The organism is Atopobiaceae bacterium, assembly GCA_022483015.1.
Lineage (GTDB): Bacteria > Actinomycetota > Coriobacteriia > Coriobacteriales > Atopobiaceae > JALCUE01.
The window spans coordinates 1,934,462-1,952,546 of the sequence record JAKVOB010000001.1 but is presented as its reverse complement, the minus strand read 5'-3'; the positions used below and the strand labels follow the sequence as shown (position 1 = coordinate 1,952,546).

At 64.4% G+C, this 18,085-nt stretch carries 21 protein-coding genes; 11 read left to right on the top strand and 10 right to left on the bottom strand.

Features of this window, described 5'->3' with window-relative positions:
• Positions 1-697: 697 nt before the first annotated feature.
• On the top strand, positions 698-1,324 hold the full coding sequence (locus LKE50_08400; GenBank protein MCH3968611.1) for an alpha/beta hydrolase: 627 nt from the start codon (positions 698-700) through the stop codon (positions 1,322-1,324).
• Between the two features lie 79 nt (positions 1,325-1,403).
• On the opposite strand, the gene LKE50_08395 is transcribed toward LKE50_08400, so the two are convergent.
• Positions 1,404-2,054 (bottom strand): putative ABC transporter permease, encoded by a 651-nt coding sequence (locus tag LKE50_08395; protein MCH3968610.1) that lies wholly within the window; start codon positions 2,052-2,054, stop codon positions 1,404-1,406.
• Positions 2,055-2,865: 811 nt separating this feature from the next.
• Between LKE50_08395 and LKE50_08390 the strand changes: the two genes are divergently transcribed.
• From LKE50_08390 to LKE50_08350, 9 genes are all read left to right on the top strand, one after another.
• Positions 2,866-4,710 (top strand): choice-of-anchor A family protein, encoded by a 1,845-nt coding sequence (locus LKE50_08390; protein ID MCH3968609.1) that lies wholly within the window; start codon positions 2,866-2,868, stop codon positions 4,708-4,710.
• A gap of 364 nt (positions 4,711-5,074) precedes the next feature.
• A complete protein-coding gene (locus LKE50_08385; protein MCH3968608.1) occupies positions 5,075-5,977 on the top strand; it encodes a MupG family TIM beta-alpha barrel fold protein in 903 nt (300 codons plus the stop codon).
• Positions 5,865-6,161, top strand: a complete 297-nt coding sequence (locus LKE50_08380; GenBank protein MCH3968607.1) for a DUF871 domain-containing protein — start codon at positions 5,865-5,867, stop codon at positions 6,159-6,161. Before LKE50_08385 ends, LKE50_08380 begins: the two co-directional genes overlap by 113 nt.
• A gap of 121 nt (positions 6,162-6,282) precedes the next feature.
• A complete protein-coding gene (locus tag LKE50_08375; protein MCH3968606.1) occupies positions 6,283-7,647 on the top strand; it encodes a 6-phospho-beta-glucosidase in 1,365 nt (454 codons plus the stop codon).
• Between the two features lie 81 nt (positions 7,648-7,728).
• Positions 7,729-8,034, top strand: a complete 306-nt coding sequence (locus tag LKE50_08370; protein MCH3968605.1) for a PTS sugar transporter subunit IIB — start codon at positions 7,729-7,731, stop codon at positions 8,032-8,034.
• A gap of 46 nt (positions 8,035-8,080) precedes the next feature.
• The gene (locus LKE50_08365) at positions 8,081-9,571 is read left to right on the top strand and encodes a PTS transporter subunit EIIC (protein MCH3968604.1); all 1,491 of its coding nucleotides are present in this window, start codon (positions 8,081-8,083) and stop codon (positions 9,569-9,571) included.
• Between the two features lie 99 nt (positions 9,572-9,670).
• On the top strand, positions 9,671-9,850 hold the full coding sequence (locus LKE50_08360) for a hypothetical protein (protein ID MCH3968603.1): 180 nt from the start codon (positions 9,671-9,673) through the stop codon (positions 9,848-9,850).
• The gene (locus LKE50_08355) at positions 9,847-10,344 is read left to right on the top strand and encodes a DUF3284 domain-containing protein (GenBank protein MCH3968602.1); all 498 of its coding nucleotides are present in this window, start codon (positions 9,847-9,849) and stop codon (positions 10,342-10,344) included. Before LKE50_08360 ends, LKE50_08355 begins: the two co-directional genes overlap by 4 nt.
• Positions 10,345-10,429: 85 nt before the next feature.
• Positions 10,430-10,747 (top strand): PTS lactose/cellobiose transporter subunit IIA, encoded by a 318-nt coding sequence (locus LKE50_08350; GenBank protein MCH3968601.1) that lies wholly within the window; start codon positions 10,430-10,432, stop codon positions 10,745-10,747.
• Between the two features lie 20 nt (positions 10,748-10,767).
• Here the strand turns inward: LKE50_08350 and LKE50_08345 are convergent, their stop codons facing one another.
• The 5 genes from LKE50_08345 to LKE50_08325 all read right to left on the bottom strand — a co-directional run bounded on the left by LKE50_08345 (position 10,768) and on the right by LKE50_08325 (position 15,039).
• The gene (locus LKE50_08345; GenBank protein ID MCH3968600.1) at positions 10,768-11,787 is read right to left on the bottom strand and encodes a LacI family transcriptional regulator; all 1,020 of its coding nucleotides are present in this window, start codon (positions 11,785-11,787) and stop codon (positions 10,768-10,770) included.
• Positions 11,788-11,871: 84 nt separating this feature from the next.
• The gene (locus LKE50_08340) at positions 11,872-12,993 is read right to left on the bottom strand and encodes a class A beta-lactamase-related serine hydrolase (protein MCH3968599.1); all 1,122 of its coding nucleotides are present in this window, start codon (positions 12,991-12,993) and stop codon (positions 11,872-11,874) included.
• Between the two features lie 92 nt (positions 12,994-13,085).
• Positions 13,086-13,457 carry a hypothetical protein gene (locus LKE50_08335; protein ID MCH3968598.1) on the bottom strand — a complete coding sequence of 124 codons (372 nt, stop codon included), beginning with the start codon at positions 13,455-13,457 and terminating at the stop codon, positions 13,086-13,088.
• A 62-nt stretch (positions 13,458-13,519) separates the two neighbouring features.
• Positions 13,520-14,017 carry a hypothetical protein gene (locus LKE50_08330; GenBank protein MCH3968597.1) on the bottom strand — a complete coding sequence of 166 codons (498 nt, stop codon included), beginning with the start codon at positions 14,015-14,017 and terminating at the stop codon, positions 13,520-13,522.
• Positions 14,014-15,039 (bottom strand): zinc-binding dehydrogenase, encoded by a 1,026-nt coding sequence (locus LKE50_08325; protein ID MCH3968596.1) that lies wholly within the window; start codon positions 15,037-15,039, stop codon positions 14,014-14,016. Before LKE50_08325 ends, LKE50_08330 begins: the two co-directional genes overlap by 4 nt.
• Positions 15,040-15,139: 100 nt before the next feature.
• On the opposite strand from LKE50_08325, the gene LKE50_08320 reads away from it, so the two are divergent.
• On the top strand, positions 15,140-15,706 hold the full coding sequence (locus LKE50_08320) for a TetR/AcrR family transcriptional regulator (protein MCH3968595.1): 567 nt from the start codon (positions 15,140-15,142) through the stop codon (positions 15,704-15,706).
• A gap of 172 nt (positions 15,707-15,878) precedes the next feature.
• Here LKE50_08320 and LKE50_08315 read toward each other — a convergent pair whose 3' ends face one another.
• From LKE50_08315 to LKE50_08300, 4 genes are all read right to left on the bottom strand, one after another.
• Complete coding sequence (locus LKE50_08315; GenBank protein MCH3968594.1) at positions 15,879-16,553, bottom strand: class I mannose-6-phosphate isomerase; 675 nt, start codon at positions 16,551-16,553, stop codon at positions 15,879-15,881.
• A gap of 79 nt (positions 16,554-16,632) precedes the next feature.
• A complete protein-coding gene (locus LKE50_08310; GenBank protein ID MCH3968593.1) occupies positions 16,633-16,818 on the bottom strand; it encodes a hypothetical protein in 186 nt (61 codons plus the stop codon).
• Between the two features lie 72 nt (positions 16,819-16,890).
• Positions 16,891-17,454 (bottom strand): SIS domain-containing protein, encoded by a 564-nt coding sequence (locus LKE50_08305; protein ID MCH3968592.1) that lies wholly within the window; start codon positions 17,452-17,454, stop codon positions 16,891-16,893.
• Positions 17,455-18,069, bottom strand: coding sequence for an orotidine 5'-phosphate decarboxylase (locus tag LKE50_08300; protein MCH3968591.1), 615 nt, complete (start codon positions 18,067-18,069; stop codon positions 17,455-17,457).
• Positions 18,070-18,085 lie beyond the last annotated feature (16 nt).

Sequence of the window (18,085 nt, the reverse complement as noted above, 5' to 3'; positions counted from 1 at the left end):
TTCCTCTCGCTTCCGTTGCTTGGAAGGTACCCCGCCTCCCGGGTCGCTACCATGGGATGCGACGATCGGGCGCTCGGCGGCATCTCTGTGCGTGCCCAGGCTCCCCTTCGGGTACATCCAACTGGTACGCGAATCCGAGCAGGGGAGAATAACGTGGCGAAGAAGATGGCCTATGTGGCCCTGAGCGTCGTGGCCGTGACCCTCGTGGTGGTTGACGCGCTGCTCGCCCTTGGCACGCTGTGGCAGGGGCTTCCCTGCATCGGGACGTTCGCCAACCTGCTCACGGTCGGGAACATGCAGGCCTGGGTACCCCTCGTGGCGGTCGTGACGCTGGTCTGCGTGCTCGTGGCGCACTTCCATGGCGGCCGTCTCTTCGGTGCGCTGTGGGTCGTCTCCTTGGTGACGCTCGCGTGCGGCGTCTACTTCGCCGCGACGGAGCTCTTCTCGATCAATGACTCCGGCGGCGATGCCAGCCTGCTCGCGAGTTATGAGGGCAAGGCCGACCGTTCTGATGTGACCATGGACACCGAGCGCTACGAGGACACGATCAGCGATGACTCCCTCCTGGACGTCTACCGCGTGGACGATGGGGCCACGGACAAGCCGGTGGTGCTCTACGTCCATGGTGGCGGCTGGAGCGGTGGGTCGCGCAAGGAGGGCGAGGCGTACCTCGAGCAGTTCGCCGAGGACTGGCTATGTGGCGGTCTCTGCGGAGTACGACCTGTCGTCCTCCGAGTTCCATGGTGCCGCGACGGTCGAGCAGCAGCTCACCTATGCCGTCGCCTGGATCCAGGACAACGTCGCCGCGTACGGCGGCAGCACGGACCGCTTCTATGTCATCGGTGACTCCGCTGGCGGCAACCTCGGCCTCGACCTCGCCTACAAGATCTGCGACGGCACCTACCGGGAGGCGGGTGGCACCACGTTGCCCAAGGTCGACGCCGTGAGCGTCCTGTACCCGGTGACGGACATGGCGGCCTGCTACACCAACGACTATCCGCTCTTCACCGACGCCGCTCACCAGATGGTGGGCGACTACATGGGCACCACGCCAGACGAGGACCCCGAGCTGTACGCATCCCTCTCGCCGATCAACTACGTGGGCTCCGACTCGCCCGCGACCTGCATCATGGTGGGCGACCACGACACGGCCGTCTCGCCCACGCAGAGCTACACCCTGCAGGAAAGGCTCGCCGAGGCTGGCGTGGACAACAAGCTCGTGAAGGTGGCCTATGCCAACCACCTCTTCGACATGGGTGGCACCAACATCGGCGCGCAGGGCTACATGGGCATCACCCTGTCGTGGTTCTCGGCGCATCAGTGATCGTCGAGAAGAACGACGCACCCCCGATGCAGATGGCTGCGGCGGGGGTGCGTCCGAACCTCTGGGGCAGCGTGGCCAGCTAGGCTGCCAGGGCAAGCAGGGTATAGGACGTCACGCAGAGCGCGGTGAAGCCCATGATGACGCTCGCGAAGGCGACGTTGCTGCGAAGGGGCTTGAGGTGCGCCAGGGCCTCGCAGATGAGCGGATAGAACACCCACAGGTAGAGCATCGCGACCATGCCGATCACGACGTCGTTCACGAGCCATGCCTGGCCCATGATGTTGAGCGGCAGGTGGGAGTTGTCCCAGTAGGGGTAGACGCCGGCCGCATCGGGCTGGTTCACGATGAGGCCGATGACGAGCTCCATGACCATGGCCAGCAGGGTCATGATGACGAAGGTCTCGAGGAGCGCGCCCCAGGTGGTCTTGCGATGGCGGAACAGCATGTCCTTGAAGGGCTCGAGCGCGAGCGTCATGACCACGGCTCCGATGCCGTACACCCAGTAGGGATGGAACCACGGGTCGGTCCAGAGGGCGTAGCCGCTCGTGGACACGCCGATGGAGGTCATGAACCAGCAGTAGGGGAACTCGAGCAGATGCCCCACGATGCAGAAGACGCAGAAGCTCACCAGGAGGCTTCGCCAGAACGCCCAGGTGAACGGCGCAAAGTAGCCCTTCTTCTGTCTCGCTACGAATGCCTCCACGTCAAACGAATGCGCAAGAGTACGCACAGCAACACCCCTTCATGGTCACGTTGATATCTTGATACCTACCCATCGCATATGTGCGAAATCTGGATGCAGGGCGCGCTGGTGTAAAGCCACAGGTGGTGTAGGCCGGAGCGGGTCGCTTCGGGCAGGCAACGCGAGGCTGCGGGTGTGTTGCCTGGCGATGGTAACCCGCGTTGGCGGGGCGGGGCCCTGCCAGGGTCACCCAGGGCAGGCAATGCGAGGCTGCGGATGTGTTGCCTGGCGATGGTGACCCGCGTTGCCAGGGCGGGGCCCTGCCAGGGTCACCCAGGGCAGGCAATGCGCGGCTGCGGATGTGTTGCCTGGCGATGGTGACCCGCGTTGCCAGGGTGGGGCCATGCCAGGGTCACCCAGGGCAGGCAACGCGAGGCTGCGGGTGTGTTGCCTGGCGATGGTGACCCGCGTTGGCGGGGCGGGGCCCTGCCAGGGTCACCCAGGGCAGGCAACGCGAGGCTGCGGGTGTGTTGCCTGGCGATGGTAACCCGCGTTGGCGGGGCGGGGCCCTGCCAGGGTCACCCAGGGCAGGCAATGCGCGGCGGCAGGTACGTTGCCTGGCGATGGTAACCCGCAGGTGTTCCCTGAAAGTAATTATGAAGAATACTTGAACCGATTCAAATATTGCCTACGGAACGATATGGGAGCGATTCCGCCACGTATAGTATCTTCCCAGCGGAGCACACCACGACAGAAAGCGACGGACATGAGCAAAGACGCTAGGGCCACGGAGAAGAACCTACATGTATCGCGAGCTTGGTGTTATGTCCTGGCGTTCGTGCTGGCGCTCGTGTGCGCCATGACCCCCAAGGCATATGCGGCCAGCACGGACGGCTTGCAGACCACCGATACGTATGAGGCCTACTACGGTAGGGACGCGAACGGGAACATCACCGCGACCTATAACGGTACCTATAGCCTTGGCTATATATTGAATCGATACAACGTCTTTACGGACGGCAACTACGAGGGACAGCACGTCGTGGGCCCTGTCATCGTCGGTGACGACTTCAAGGGCTACCTCGGCGGCTTGAGCTATGGGAACATCGCTGGTGCGCCCCATGGCGTCGCATCCTACATCGGCGGTGTCGCCAACATCGGTGGCGGCAACGTCAACATGTACAATGACGAGCTCTCCTTCTATGCGGGGACGGCCAACAGCTCGAAGAGCTTCTGGATCATCGATTCGACCGGAGCGGTGAGGAGCGATGCGTACGCGGTGCAATACACCGACAGCTTCATCGACCACTCGCAGACGGCAAGCCTCACGGCGCAGGCCGCGGCCCTCGGGCAGGCTGCCGACATCATCAAGGTCGAAGCATCTGCCGACGCCACCCTTGCCAAGGACCACTACACCTACTCGAACGGCAGCCTCGTGGTCCAGAGTGGCTACTCTTTTGACGTCTCTGGAATCACCTTCTCCAGCATGGACGTCCAGGGCGACTCTGCCGACGATGCGATCCTGTACTCCAGCAACGCCTCGTTCATCATCCCGGCCGTCACACTGAACGGTACGGCACCCTCGGGCGTGGAGCTGTCGAGTGCGGGGGCTGGCATCGTCTTCGCGCTGCCGAACGCGACCGAGGTCACGTCATCCTCCAACTCGTTCACGGGCCATGTCGTTGCCCCGAATGCCCACGTGAGCATCGTCTGCGGAGACTACAACGGATGCGTCGTCGCCAAGTCCGTCGAGTCAAGGGGCGAGGGACATATGTGGGCCTATAAGGGCAAGAAGCTCGTTGTGCCCGAGACTCCGACGACCCCTGAGACCCCGACCACGCCGACCACGCCTGAGACTCCGACGACGCCGACCACTCCCGAGACTCCTGAGGTCACCACGCCCGAGACTCCTGACACCCCGACCACTCCTGAGACTCCGACGACTCCTGACACCCCGACCACCCCGACCACGCCTGAGACTCCGACGACTCCTGACACCCCGACGACGCCGACCACGCCTGAGACTCCGACGACGCCGACCACTCCCGAGACTCCTGAGGTCACCACACCCGAGACGCCTGATACCCCGACCACGCCTGAGATGCCGACCACGCCGGATACCCCGACCACGCCGGATACCCCGACCACGCCCGAGACTCCTGATACCCCGGCCACGCCCGAGACCCCGACCACGCCCGAGACTCCTGATACCCCGGCCACGCCCGAGACCCCGACCACGCCGGATACCCCGAACACTCCCGAGACCCCTGACACCCCGACTACGCCGGATACCCCGAACACTCCCGAGACCCCGACGTCACCTGAGGGCGGGGACGGGGAGACCCCTACCACCCCTGATACGCCCGAGACTCCGACCACCCCTGAGACTCCTGAGGTCACCACGCCCGAGGCTCCGACGACTCCCGTGACGCCTGAGGCCACGACGCCCGAGACCTCGACCACCCCTGCGGTCGAGACTCCCGTGACCACTGTGGCAGATACGCCCGAGACCTCTGAGGTCGCCGCTCCCGAGACCACGGCCACCCCTGCAGCCGAATCTCCCAAGACCCCTGCGACCCCCACGACGGCCCTGCCTAAGACAGGGGACCAAGGCCCGGCGGCAGCGTCCCTCCTCGCAATCGTCGGCATCGCCCTGGTCACCCTTGCTCGCCTGGTCACTCGCAGGTCGAACAGCGAAAGGTAGGGGAGAGGTCGCACGCACATGACGCGCCCGCAGGCGAGAGCTTGTGGGCGCGTCCTGCTTTTGAATCGCCCGCATAAGTTCAATTACCGTTCAAGTTACACCGATGCACCGTTCGTGGATGCATCTGACATGAGCAAACTGCGTTGGATAAGTAAAAGTCCTGGTAAATGCTGTAAGAGTGATGCCATCTCAAAGAATGACGAGTTGTGCGGTGCAGGTCTGCAGAGTACTATTCACTTGAAACGATTCAGTTTAGAAGTGCAGACCTTGCAGGATCGCCCGCCTGCCCTCACGCAGGAGCCAGAGACAGACCCAAGGCCAGACGCCTCGCATCACCACCGACCCGACCCAAAAGGAGAGGTTCATGCACAAGCTCGGCATCTCGATCTATCCTGAGAACTCCACGCCCGAGAAGGACGCGGCCTATATCGAGGCCGCCGCCCAGCACGGGTTCACGCGCGTCTTCAGCTGCCTGCTCTCGGCCAACGCCCCCAAGGAGCGCGTCATGAGCGAGTTCACCGCCCTCGATGACCTCGCGCACGAGAACGGCATGGAGGTCTGCCTCGACGTCGCGCCCTCGACCTTCGAGAAGCTTGGCATCGACTACTCGGACCTGTCGTTCTTCTCGGAGGTCCATGCCGACGCCATCAGGCTCGACGAGGCGTTCGACGCCGCGGCCGTGGCCGAGATGACCAGGAACCCCCAGGGTCTCTCGATCGAGCTCAACGCGAGCACCTGTGACGGCACCCTTGATGCGGTCATGCGCCACGACCCCAACACCGACCGGCTCATGGCCTGCCACAACTACTATCCCCAGCGGTTCAGCGGCCTGGGCCTCGAGCGGTTCATGGAGTCGTCGCGTGAGGTCAAGCGCTATGGCCTCGAGCTCGCCGCCTTCATCTCGGCACCGGACCGGACGGCCTTCGGCCCCTGGCCCGTGCGCAACGGCCTCTGCACGCTCGAGTGCCACCGCGGGATGCCGATGAGCCTCCAGGCGCGTCACCTCTTCGCCCTCGGCCTCATCGACGACGTGATGGTGGCGAACTGCTTCCCGAGCGAGAAAGGACCTCGAGGGCCTCGGCTCGGTCGACCCCTCACGGATCATGTTCCACGTGGAGCTCGAGGACGACCCGACCGAGGTCGAGAGGGCCATCATGCTCGACTATCCTCACATGGTCCGCGGCGACTTCTCGGACTACGCGGCCAGGAGCACGCAGTGCCGCATCGCCTACGCCGACGCCGACATCGCGCCCCACAACACGCATGACATCCATCCGGGCAGCGTCATCGTCGTGAACGAGCGCTCGACGCGCTACAAGGGGGAGCTCCAGCTTGCGCTGAGCCCGATGCCCAACGACGGCAGCAAGAACGTCGTGGCCCACCTGGCCCCGCAGGAGTGCATCCTCCTGGACCTCCTGGACTCGTGGAAGCACTTCGGGTTCTTCGTCTGACGCATCCCAGGGCCGGACTGGGGGAGCGCGCCCACCGGCCCGTTACTTCGAACGTGAATGAATCGATTCAATACCATGGGCGGGCACAAGGGCCGGCCCCCAGAGGAGAGGAAGCAGCGACATGTCACAGGACGCACTCAAGATCGCGACCATCGGCGGGGGATCGAGCTATACCCCCGAGCTCGTGGAGGGCTTCATCAAGCGCTATGACTCACTGCCGGTACGCGAGCTCTGGCTCGTGGACATCCCCGAGGGTCGCGAGAAGCTCGCCAGCGTGGGTGCCCTTGCCCAGCGCATGGTCGAGCATGCCGGCCTTCCCATGAAGGTCGTCCTCACCGAGGACCGCCGCGCCGCCCTCGACGGTGCCGACTTCGTGACCAGCCAGATCCGCGTGGGGCGCCTCCCAGCCCGCATCCTCGACGAGCGCATCCCGCTCTCGCACGGCATGATCGGCCAGGAGACCAACGGCGCGGGTGGCATGTTCAAGGCCTTCAGGACGATACCGGTGATCCTCGGCTTCGTGCGTGAGGTCCAGGAGCTCTGCCCCGAGGCCTGGATGATCAACTTCACCAACCCCTCGGGCATGATCGAGGAGGCCGTCCTCGACTACACCGACTTCACGAGGGCCATCGGCCTGTGCAACGTGCCCATCAACATGGTCGCGGGCATGGCCAAGGTCATGGGCGTGGACGAGAGCCACCTCACGCTCGAGCTCCAGGGAGTGAATCACTTCGTCTATGCCACCGACGTGCGCGTCGACGGCGTCTCGGTGATCGACGAGGCCGTGGAGCGCTACGCGAACATCTCCGCCGACGAGGCCCTCTCCATGAAGAACTTCGTGTCGCTGCCCTTCTCGCCGGCCTTCATCCGTGGCATCCATGCGATTCCCTGCCCGTATCACAACTACTACTTCTTCACGAAGGAGCAGCTCGCCGAGGAGCTCGAGGAGTTCAAGGAGGGCCGCGTCCGCGGCGAGGTCGTCGCCGGGCTCGAGAAGGACCTCTTCAAGCTCTATGAGAACAAGGACCTCGACGTCAAGCCCAAGCAGCTCGAGAAGCGCGGCGGGGCCCGTTACAGCGACGCAGCCTGCAGCCTCATCAACTCCATCCACAACGACACGGGCGACATCCAGTACGTGAACGTCCGCAACGCCGGCACCATCGAGGGACTTCCCGACGACTCTGCCGTCGAGGTCGCGAGCCGCATCACGGCCGGGGGAGCCGAGCCCCTCTCGACGGGTCAGCTCAAGCCACAGATCGCCGGCTCGGTCCAGATGATGAAGGGCTTCGAGCGCATGGTCGTCAAGGCCGCCGTCACGGGTGACCGCGACCTGGCCGTGGCCGCGCTCGACATGAACCCGCTGTGCCCCTCGGACGCCCTGGCCAACCAGGTCGTGGACGAGCTCATCAAGGCACATGCGGCCTATCTTCCGCAGTTCGTGGGCAAGGAGGCTGCGGCTGAGGCCGCGGCACGACTTGCCGAGTAGGGCTCGAAGGGCCCGATGCCTCGGGCCTCGCGTTTGACCATGTGCCACACAGGTGGCACCAGACGAAGGGAGTTGTTTCACATGGTACGGATACTGCTCGTGTGCTCAGCCGGGATGTCTACGAGTCTCCTGGTCACGAGGATGCAGAAGGAGGCGGAGAAGCGCGGGGTCGATGCCGAGATCTGGGCCGTCGCCGAGGCCAATGCGGCTCCCGAGCTCGAGAAGGCCGACTGCATGCTCATCGGTCCCCAGGTCCGCTTCCTGCTCACCAAGATGCAGGCACTCGATCCCAACAAGCCCGTTCAGGTCATCGACATGGCCACCTACGGGATGATGGACGGCTCCAAGGTCCTTGACCAGGCGCTCACGCTGCTCGGCAAGAACTAGGCGCGTATCTGTTCGGTAATTCAGGGGGAGTTTGAAGGGAGTGTTCATGTCGTCACACATGCAAGGATTCATGAACTGGATGGAGACCAAGTTCATGCCGATCGCGACCAAGGTGGGCAGCCAGCGCCACCTCGTCGCCATCCGCGATGGCTTCATCTCGATCATGCCAGTCACGATGGTCGGCTCGATCGCGGTGCTGCTCAACGTCTTCGTGCGCGACCTGCCGAACATCTGGTGGGGAGAGGGCAATGCGTTCGTCGAGTCGATGGCCCAGTTCATCAACGTCAACGCGAACGTCTACAACGGCTCGATCTCGGTGTTCGCGGTATGCTTCGCGTTCGCCCTGGGGTATCACCTGTCGAAGTCCTATGACGTGAACCCCATCGCGGGAGGTGTCATCTCGTTCGCGTCCGTGGTTGCGACGATGAACTTCTCGACCACGTTCGACTACGCGCTTGAGAACGTGAGCGAGAGCGCTCTGGGCACCCTCCAGGCCGCCGGCCTCGATGCCGTGTCAGTCGATGGCGTGGTCACGCTCCAGAACGTGATCGCCCCAGGTACGATCTCGACCGTGCTCACCAGCGCGACGGGTCTGTTCACGGCCCTCATCTTCGGCCTGGGCTGCACCATGATCTACGTCAAGCTCATGCAGGCCAAGATCACCATCAAGCTGCCTGACTCGGTCCCGCCCGCGGTCAACAACGCCTTCACGGCCATGATCCCCGGCATCATCGCCATCTATGTGGCCGGCGTCATCACGCAGCTCTGCGTCGTCTTCTTCGGGGCCTATCCCAACGACCTCATCACCGAGTGGATCCAGCAGCCGCTCCTGGGCCTGTCGCAGAGCGTCTTCAGCGTCGTGCTCGTCGAGTTCCTCATGCAGCTGCTCTGGTTCTTCGGCATCCACGGCTCCAACGTCCTCTCGCCAATCATCGAGGGCGTCTACACGCCGGCGCTCCTTGCCAACCTCGACGTGTGGAACGCCACGCACGACGTCGCCCAGATGCCCTACATGTGGACGCGCGGCTCCTTCGACGCCTACACCATGATGGGTGGCTCCGGCATCACCCTGGCCATGCTCATCGCGGTCTTCCTCTTCTCGAAGCGTGAGGACTCCAGGGCCATCGCCAAGATCGCAGCTCCCATGGGCATCTTCAACATCAACGAGCCGGTCATCTTCGGCATGCCCATCGTGCTGAACCCGCTCTACCTGATCCCCTGGGTCGTCGTCGCCCCTCTGACGGCATGCGTCGCCATGGCGTTCACCTACGCCGGGATCATCCCGCCGGTCTTCATCCAGGTCCCCTGGATCATGCCCGTCGGCCTGTACGCGTTCTTCGCCACGGGTGGTAGCATCGCCGCCGCCCTGGTCGCGTTCCTGAACCTGGGCATCGCATTCGTCATCTGGACGCCCTTCGTCATGCTGGCCAACCGCCAGCAGGCGGCCGAGGAGGCCCTCAAGGCCGAGGAGGCCGAGAAGGCCGCTGCCGCTGCCGGCAACGCGAACCTCGAGGCCGCAGTGCCTGCCGAGGAGTAGTCCGAAGCACCGACCGGTAGTCCGTCCGCAAGGCGTACGGCAGGCTTGGTCCTGCAGGCCTGCCGTACGCCAGCGCGGGGAGAAGAAGGGAAGGGTCACATGCTCTCAACGAGAAGCCCTTGGAAGACGTTCCTCATGGGCGTGGGGTTCCTGTTCGTGGTCCTGTCGGGCACCATCGACGTGCCGTGGGCAGGGGCGAACTACCCCATGATCATAGGTGGCCTCGTCATCGTCGTCGCCTGCGGAGTCTCACTTGCCCGAGAGGGGCGTTGTCGATGAGCGGCCATGGGCACAAGGGCATCGTCGTCATCGAGCACCTCGATGTGAGCGCCGAGCAGTTCTTCTCGGCAGTGGCGCGGTCGGTGGCCTATGCGGCCCATTCGGCCGGCATCCCGGCGACCTCGTCGGACGTGCGGACCGGCTTCTCCTACCAGACGTCGCTGCGCGACAAGCTCGGCCACGACCAGCGCACCTCCGTCGAGGTGACGCGTTTCGAGCCGCCTGCGGCCTATGCCGCACGCATCGTGTCCGGGCAGGGCACCAACACGGTCGCCTACGAGGTCACTCCTGCGGACGGCGGCGGCATCGAGGTCGCCTACGAGGAGGGCTTCGTGGGCTCGACCACGTGCAACGACCTCAACTACAAGCTCGTCGGTCTCGCCTGGCGGCACAGCGCCAAGAAGCGCATGAGGCGCGTGCTCCACGGGATCGAGGCGTGTGCCGGCGAGGTCGCCTCGCATGGCATGGACGCCCTGGCCGCTGCCGAGGACTAGCACGGTCTTCGGCCGGCCCCACGACCATGAACGTAGAGAACGCGTCGCACGCCTGAGGGCGTGCGACGCATGTGAAGGAGACAACATGGACGACATCGAGGGCACGGACCTCGTCTGCTTCGAGATCATATCGAGCGTGGGCGCTGCCCGCAGCAGCTTCATCGAGGCCATCGACCTCGCCGCCGAGGGCGACGTGGAGGCTGCCAAGGCAAAGGTCACCGAGGGCGCCGGGTTCTTCTCGGCGGGGCATGCGAAGCATGCGGAGCTCATCCAGCAGGAGGCCTCTGGCGACCATGTGCCGGCAGGGCTGCTCTTGATCCATGCCGAGGACCAGCTCATGAGTGCCGAGACGTTCCAGATCCTAGCCGAGAAGTTCATCGCGCTCGCAGAGCACGCGGCCTAGGGACGTGGGTCGTGGCTGGGCTAGCGGACCGTCTGCTGGTCCAGCCCGTCTCCCACGATGGAATGGCGCCAGGTGATCTTGTGCGGGATGGTGACGGTCTCGCCGGTCGCGAGGGTCCCGTCACCGATGTGCTCGAGCAGCTGGTGCGATGCCACGTCGCCCATCTCCTCGACGGGTGGGCAGACGGTGGTCAGCGCCGGGTAGAAGACGTCGCTCGTGTCGAAGTAGTCAAAGGTGACGTACGAGAGGTCCTCGCCTATGCGTCGGCCAAGCTCGGCTGACGCCTGCAGGGCCCCCTGGCCCATCTTGTAGTTGCATGCGAAGACGGCGTCGAGGTGGTCCTCCTCGAGGAAGCCACGCATGGCCTTGTAGCCGCTCTCGGGTGAGAAGTCCCCGAAGCGCACGTGCGCGTGGTCCTTGGGAAGCCCGGCGCGCGCGAAGGCGTCATAGACGCCACCGAGCCGCTCGCAGGCGACGTACTCGTCCTGAGGCGCGGCGATGATGCCGACCTGGTCGTGTCCACACTCGATCATGCGGGTGACGACCTCGGCGGAGCTCTCGCGGTCGCTCACGAGGATCGAGTTGACGCTCGGGAGCTCATAGGGCGAGTTGATCGAGATGACGGGGATGCCCACGTCCTCGAGCAGCCGTGACCCCGGCCAGGTGGACTGGCCCTCGAACAGGATGATTCCGTCGACCTTGTGCGAGAGCATGAGCTCGAGCCTACGCTCGAACACGCGCGGGTCGTTCAGGAAGCCTGACAGGATGATGCTGTAGTCGTGGAGCTCCATCTGGATCTCTACCTGGGCCACGATCGAGGCGGCAAGGTGGTTGCGCATGTTCCTGATGAGCAGGCCGATGGAGTTGGTACGGTTCGACCTGAGGCCGCGCGCGAGGTTGTTGGGATGGTAGTCGAGCTCGCGGATGGCGCCCTCGACGCGCTCGTTGTTCTCGGCCTTGAGCTTGTAGCCATTGAGGTAGCGCGAGACGGTTCCTGCCGAGACGCCGGCGAGCTTCGCAACGTCTTGGATGTTTGCCACGTCAGTCTCCCGTCTTGAACAGCACCTACGATTACCTGCAAGTATGAGGGTTCGGCGGTGGTGGCGCAACCTGGCGGGGCTGCCCTACGAGTGCGCCTCGTGGGACGCGTAGGTCGCCGTGGCGATGTTGGACACGAGGCTCCGCGCCTGGTCGACCGCCATGTCGTTCACCATCGCGACCACGATGTAGGGCTTCGACGTATAGACGATGCCGCCGGCGTTGTAGACGCGGTCGAGGTCGCCGGTCTTGGAGGCCACGGTGACGTTGTTGGGGATGCCGGCGCGCAGGCCGGTGGTGTCCTGCTGCAGTAGCAGGTACTGCTCGGCCTTCTTGCTGTACGCCTCGTTCACGAAGGTGCCCTTGGCGATGGACTCGAGCAGGGTCGCGATGTCATTGGCCGAGGTGTAGTTCTGGCGTCCCTGCTCCACGGCCGCGGTGTCCATCATCTTGCGCTGGAGCGAGGTCGAGGCGAGGCCCAGGCGCGAGGCCTCGGAGTTCACGGAGTCCATGCCCACCAGGTCGATGAGGGCGTTGGCGGCGTCGTTGTCGCTGGACGAGATCATGAAGTTGCAGAGCTCCTCCACCGTGAGTGTGACGTCGCCGCCCATGTTCTGGATGATGCCGGAGCCGCCCACGATGTCTGCGGCGTGGATGGTGATCTCGTCGTCGAGGCTGATCGTGCCGGCGTCTGCCTGCTGGAAGACCGTCTCGAGGATCACGAGCTTGATCATGCTGGCCGAGACGAGCCTCTTGTCGCCGTTCACGGAATAGCGAGCGCTTGTCTGGGTCGTGTCGGACGTCGTGGCCGCTGACGTCCCTGCGGACGCCGCTGCGGTCGAGGAGACGGTGTCACGGTCGAGCTCGATGTAGGCCACGGAGACCTCGGTCGAGGTGCTCGAGGCGAGGATGCGCGTGAGGTCGGCGGGGACCAGGGAGGAGTCGCCAGTGACGGTATAGGTGCCGGCATCGGAGGTGGTGGCTGCCGTGGTCGCCTGGTCGGTCGTGGCATCCGTCGTGGCCGTCGTCGCATCCACAGATGCCGGCTCGGTCTCGGGCGAGATGGCCTCCTCGGCCTGGTCGGTGGTGGCTGCCGAGGTGGTGGCCGCGGTGGTGCCATCGGTCTTGAAGGCGCAGCCCGTGAGGGCCGTCGCGAAGGCGCAGCCGATAAGGACGGCCACAAGCTTCCCTGCTGTTGTGCGATGCATGGCATGCTCCCTCGGTCGGTGCGGATTCCCGTCGCAGCCCAGTATAGGGGCCTTGCGGGTGACGTGTCGCCGCGGCCTGCCGAGTAGGGGCCCTATGCCTTGAGCCCCTTCGTGAGCGGTACCAGGGCGAGAAGGACCACCATACCGACAAGGCCAACCACCACGCCAAGTCCGATCCTGCCGAAGGCGGTGCAGAGACACACACCCACGCCGAACAGCGCCGCTCCGATGACGCCAACTGCCACGGCGAGCACGGTGCGGGTGTCGGGCGCGGAGAAGGCCATGCCCTGCATGTGGCGCCGTACGAGCCACATCGCGACGAGGACCACGGCCCCCGCGATGCCCAGGGTCACACCTTGGGCGAACGTGCCCCACTCCTCGATCATGCACATGCACATTCCGAGCGCGAACAGCACCCCTCCGATGGTCCCCAGCACGAGCGTCACATAGTTGGTCCTTGTCATTGTTCTCTCCCTTGTCTTGTCGTCTGATCTGTCGACGGTCGGCGATGCCGTCCGCATGGAGCCTATCCGAGCACGTGCGTGCCGAGGTCATGTGCCGTCTGCCGGCACTTCACGATCTCGAAGATGGCGATGGCTGCTGCCGCGGAACCGACGAGCAGACCGAGCAGACCGCTCGACGAGAGGTCATGGCTCCCGGTCCCGCCGATGGAGAGCAGCGCCGTCTGCGTGAGCACGAGCGAGACCAGCGATGTCGCGAGGCCTATGGCTCGTATCACATGGAGCGGCAGGTCATCGCCACCCTTGGTGGCAGCCAACCCGTAGATGTTGCTGCCGATCTCGAAGAACGTGACCGCAGCGATGGTGTAGAGACCGTTCACGCAGGCGAAGGCCGAGAGTGCGAGCAGCCCGAGAAGGACCTTCACGATGCCGATGGCGGCATTTCCTGTGGTCGACAGGCTGGCAAGGTGGAGCGAGCGGCTGCTCGCCTCGGTGCGCTGGGAGGATATGGCCCGGCTCGCCCTGGCGAGGGCGTCGAGCCCGTTCCTCACGAAGGCCCTCATCGGGGCACGTCCCCAAGCGTGATGGTCACGTTGAGGGCCCGCGAGGGATCGCCTGCGAGGCGCAGGGCCTCGTCGATCCTCTCGAGGGGATACTCGTGCGTGATGATCGAGGCGATGTCCCACTGGCCGCTTGTCATGATGGCCATGACGTCGGCCACGTCCTCGGGCATGTAGCCACCCGATCCGATGATGCTCTTCTGCGCGTAGGTGAGGCCGAGCAGGTCCACCTGGCGCAGCCCCTTGCTCACGGCCACGCTGACGAAGCGCGACCCGATCTTGGCCTGGCCCATGAAGGCGTCGAGGACGGTCGGGCTCCCGGCCGCGTCGATGACGAGGTCGACGTCCGCGGATGCGCCCGCGAGTCCGGGCGCCGTGCCGAAGATCTCCGAGGCGGCCGCGTACGGGTCCTCCCTGTCGACGTCGCAGACGGAAAACCCGAGGTCAGCGGTCTTCGAGAGACGAAGGTCGGAGCGGTCGCACACGAGCACGTCATCCACGCCGAAGTGTACGAGCGCGATGGCGACGGCGATGCCGATGGTGCCGGCGCCGTACACGACGGCCTTCTCGCCCGGCATGGGCCGCCCCCTCCGCGCTGCTCGGCAACCTACCGTGAACGGTTCGATGAGGCAGGCGGTGCGGTCGTCGATCGAGTCCGGCACCTTATAGAGGGAGCGGCCGAGAAGCGCGCGCGGGACGAGCATCTCCTGCGAGAAGGCACCCATCGTGCCAGCGCGACGTGGGTCGTCCTTGGCGAGGAGGGGATAGGGATAGACCCGGTCGCCTACGGCAAGGTCGCGGACGTCGTTCCCGACCTCGATGACGCGCGAGACGACCTCGTGCCCGAACTCGCCATCCACGTCGACCTTGTGGCCCGTGCCGGGGCCCTGCGCGAAGACGGCGGCGTCGGTCCCGCAGACGCTTGCGAGCACGTTGGCCACCACGACGCCCTGGTCGTCACAGACGGGGTCCAACAGGTCCCGTACCTCGACGGATTCCTTGCCTCGATAGATCGCTCCGCGCATGCGCTCTCCTCTCGCCGGCTTGTATGACTCAAGTCTGGGCGAGGCGGCGAAGCGCTACGATCAGCAATATAACGATAAGTGTCGTGTTAATGGGGGAGCGATGGCCAACAGGAAGAACAACGCGCGCTATCGGCAGACCGAGACCCGCATCGAGGGACGTGCGCTCGCACTCATGCGTGATGCGCCGACCAGGCGTCTCACGGTCCGGGCCGTCTGCGAGGCGGCGGAGGTCAACCGTTCGACCTTCTATGCACACTTCCAGGACATCCCCGACATGCTGGGAAAGATGGAGGACTATCTGCACGGCGAGCTTCTCGGGCGCTATCCGGCCACGGGCGTGGAGGCGCTCTCGGCGGAGTCGTTCGTGCCCTTCCTGGAGCACGTGGCCGACCACGCCTACTTCTATCGGGTGACGCTGCCACTACGTCATGACTTCCCGCTCAGGCAGGGCCTCGACCAGATCATGGACCAGGTGGTGAGGCCGCGCTGCGAGGCAGCGGGCGTCACCGACGAGGGGCTCATGACCTACTACCTGGTATTCTTCCAGGCCGGGTTCACGATGGTGCTCCGCCGCTGGGTCGAGCGGGGCTGCGTGGACGACAAGTCGGCCGTGGCAGATGCCCTTGCCGCGTGCGTGCCGGGTGCCTGGCGGGGGACGGCGGGGTGATGTGCCGCACATGACCTGTTGGCGGGGAACGAGACATGACGAGGGCACCCTGGCACGGACGGGGGAAGGTCCGAGTCAGGGTGCCCAGGCGGAAAGTCTGTGGCCGATGCCGCTCAAGAGCAGCCCGTCCGTCGACCCTTTGATGCGGTGGGACTAATCGCCGCTCGTTCTCTTATGGTCTCAGGTAGGTGAGATACGTGAGGTCGAAGTCGCCCTCGAGCGAGACCTTGCCAAAACCGCATGGCACGAGCAACGTCTCGCCACCCTTGATTGAGATTCCATTGACCGTGCCAGCCCCGTCGATACAGGTCAGGAAGTAGAACTGGTCACGCTCATACTCGCCCTTATCGGCGACCTCGATCTTCCCGCAGGTATAGACACCAGGTTCGTTGTGGAGAGAGGTGATCGTGCAGCCGTCATTCGTGACGGTCTTGAGGCTCTCGACCTTGGTCTTTGCGTCAGGGATGTTCACACACTCGATGACCTTCTCGCGATGCATCTCGCGAGGCTTGCCGGTCTTGGGATCCAGGTGCGTGCGGTTGTAGTCATAGAGCCGGTAGGTCAGGTCTGCGTTCTGGGAGAACTCGAGGTAGATGATGCCTGCTCCCAGCGCATGCAGGGTGTTGAACGGCATGTTCAGAAAGTCGCCAGCCTTCACGTTGATGTATCTGAGCAGGCTGTTCCATGCGCCTTCCTCGGCCATGTCCTTGAACTCGGCGCGCGTCTTGGCATAGTGCCCGAACTCGACCGTGCCCTTGCCTTCTACGATATAGACGCCATCCGGCTTTCCGAGACGACCGTCGTGAGCCAGGGCATACTTGTCGCTGGGATGGAGCTGCACGGACATGCGAGCATTCGTGCAGCTCCATAGCCGCCCTCACGGGCATGATGGGAGTGCCGCTCTGGAACAGGTCGTCGTGCTCGTCCTAGAAGTCAGAAAGCTTCTCGCCCGTCTCGGCGACTTCGCAGTCCAGATGGTCCTTCATGGCGATGACGCTGTAGCTCTCGCCGATGTTGTTGAGGTCCGTCTTGTAACCGTACTTCTCGATGAGCTGCTGGCCGCCCCAGATAGCCTCGGTGAACACAGGACGAATGTGATAGACCTGATTCATCGTTCTTCTCCTTTTGCGAGAGTTGGACGAAGGCCCTCGTACCAAGCGATGCCTCTTGTTTCTCATGCGCCCCTACTCCAGGTTGGCATGCCGTCGCATGAGCTCCTCGTTACCTTCTGCCAGGCCACCTGCCGCGATGATGTCTGCTGCCACGGCATCGCCGACGAGAAGCACAGCCTGCTCAAAGGTGTTGGAACCAGGTTGGACCGAGATCGATGCGGCGCCTTCGACCTTGCCCGAGACGGCGGGAATCGTGACGATGCCGTCAGCCAGGTTGCCAATCGGGGAGTCAGGCCTGGTGGTGATGAGGGCAAGCGGTGCCCCCGCATCCTTGCACCTGCGGGCAATCGCCACAAGGGTCGAGGTAGACCCGCTGCCCGAGGCTATGACGAGAAGGTCATCCGGCTCGATGGCGGGCGTGGTCGTCTCGCCCACCACAGACACGTCGAGTCCTGCGTGCATGAGGCGCATGGCAAACCCACGAATCATGAGGAGCGACCGACCTGTACCGGCCACGAATACCCTATGAGCAGACTTAACCTTGGCCTCCAGGGCCTCGAGCTCGGCCTCATCAAGACGGCTCAGGCAGTCGGTGAGCTCTGCGGCCGCATCGGCCGCAATCTGCTTGATCTGCATCTAGACCAGCGCCCCCTTCATCTGGATGACAGCCCTTCGAAGGTCAGGGGCACCATAGAGTGCGCCGCCCGCTATGACGACCCCGGGATTCAGTGCGACATAGTCAGCGACGGTCGTGGCGTTGATGCCACCTGCCACGGCAGCCATGGCAGGATCGACCGCGCCCACGAGCTCCTTGAGGTCGCCGAGGGGCGTGCGACCCTGCGCCTGCTGGTCCACCCCGGTGTGCACGGCGATGAGGTCGATGCCCATGGTGACGAGCTCACGGGCGCGCGCGGGGATGTCGGTCACGCAGATGAGGTCGGCCATGGCAAGGCTTCCATACTGGTGACAGGTGTCGATGACCTCCTGCACGGTTGCGTCATCAGCAAGGGCGAGCACGGTCACGATGTCGGCACCGGCCTCACAGATGTCAGTCGTCTCGACGGCACCTCCGTCCATGATCTTGGAGTCGGCAAGGACGGTGAGGTCGGGATAGGCCTCCTTGATCGCACGGACCACGTGCACGCCCTCCCGCATGAGCAGCGGCGTACCGCATTCGAAGATGTCGAGGACATCATGGGTGCACCGTGCGTACTCAAGGGCGAGGTTCAGGTCTGCGTTGTCTACTGCCATCTGGAGCTTCATGATC

What these genes read in the sequence shown, in the direction of transcription:
- LKE50_08390 (MCH3968609.1), top strand. Translation starts at nt 2,866, where the DNA reads ATGACCCCCAAGGCATATGCGGCCAGCACGGACGGCTTGCAGACCACC.
- LKE50_08385 (MCH3968608.1), top strand. Translation starts at nt 5,075, where the DNA reads ATGCACAAGCTCGGCATCTCGATCTATCCTGAGAACTCCACGCCCGAG.
- LKE50_08380 (MCH3968607.1), top strand. Translation starts at nt 5,865, where the DNA reads ATGCTCGACTATCCTCACATGGTCCGCGGCGACTTCTCGGACTACGCG.
- LKE50_08375 (MCH3968606.1), top strand. Translation starts at nt 6,283, where the DNA reads ATGTCACAGGACGCACTCAAGATCGCGACCATCGGCGGGGGATCGAGC.
- LKE50_08370 (MCH3968605.1), top strand. Translation starts at nt 7,729, where the DNA reads ATGGTACGGATACTGCTCGTGTGCTCAGCCGGGATGTCTACGAGTCTC.
- LKE50_08365 (MCH3968604.1), top strand. Translation starts at nt 8,081, where the DNA reads ATGTCGTCACACATGCAAGGATTCATGAACTGGATGGAGACCAAGTTC.
- LKE50_08360 (MCH3968603.1), top strand. Translation starts at nt 9,671, where the DNA reads ATGCTCTCAACGAGAAGCCCTTGGAAGACGTTCCTCATGGGCGTGGGG.
- LKE50_08355 (MCH3968602.1), top strand. Translation starts at nt 9,847, where the DNA reads ATGAGCGGCCATGGGCACAAGGGCATCGTCGTCATCGAGCACCTCGAT.
- LKE50_08350 (MCH3968601.1), top strand. Translation starts at nt 10,430, where the DNA reads ATGGACGACATCGAGGGCACGGACCTCGTCTGCTTCGAGATCATATCG.
- LKE50_08340 (MCH3968599.1), bottom strand. Translation starts at nt 12,993, where the DNA reads ATGCATCGCACAACAGCAGGGAAGCTTGTGGCCGTCCTTATCGGCTGC.
- LKE50_08335 (MCH3968598.1), bottom strand. Translation starts at nt 13,457, where the DNA reads ATGACAAGGACCAACTATGTGACGCTCGTGCTGGGGACCATCGGAGGG.
- LKE50_08330 (MCH3968597.1), bottom strand. Translation starts at nt 14,017, where the DNA reads ATGAGGGCCTTCGTGAGGAACGGGCTCGACGCCCTCGCCAGGGCGAGC.
- LKE50_08325 (MCH3968596.1), bottom strand. Translation starts at nt 15,039, where the DNA reads ATGCGCGGAGCGATCTATCGAGGCAAGGAATCCGTCGAGGTACGGGAC.
- LKE50_08320 (MCH3968595.1), top strand. Translation starts at nt 15,140, where the DNA reads ATGGCCAACAGGAAGAACAACGCGCGCTATCGGCAGACCGAGACCCGC.
- LKE50_08315 (MCH3968594.1), bottom strand. Translation starts at nt 16,553, where the DNA reads ATGTCCGTGCAGCTCCATCCCAGCGACAAGTATGCCCTGGCTCACGAC.
- LKE50_08310 (MCH3968593.1), bottom strand. Translation starts at nt 16,818, where the DNA reads ATGAATCAGGTCTATCACATTCGTCCTGTGTTCACCGAGGCTATCTGG.
- LKE50_08305 (MCH3968592.1), bottom strand. Translation starts at nt 17,454, where the DNA reads ATGCAGATCAAGCAGATTGCGGCCGATGCGGCCGCAGAGCTCACCGAC.
- LKE50_08300 (MCH3968591.1), bottom strand. Translation starts at nt 18,069, where the DNA reads ATGGCAGTAGACAACGCAGACCTGAACCTCGCCCTTGAGTACGCACGG.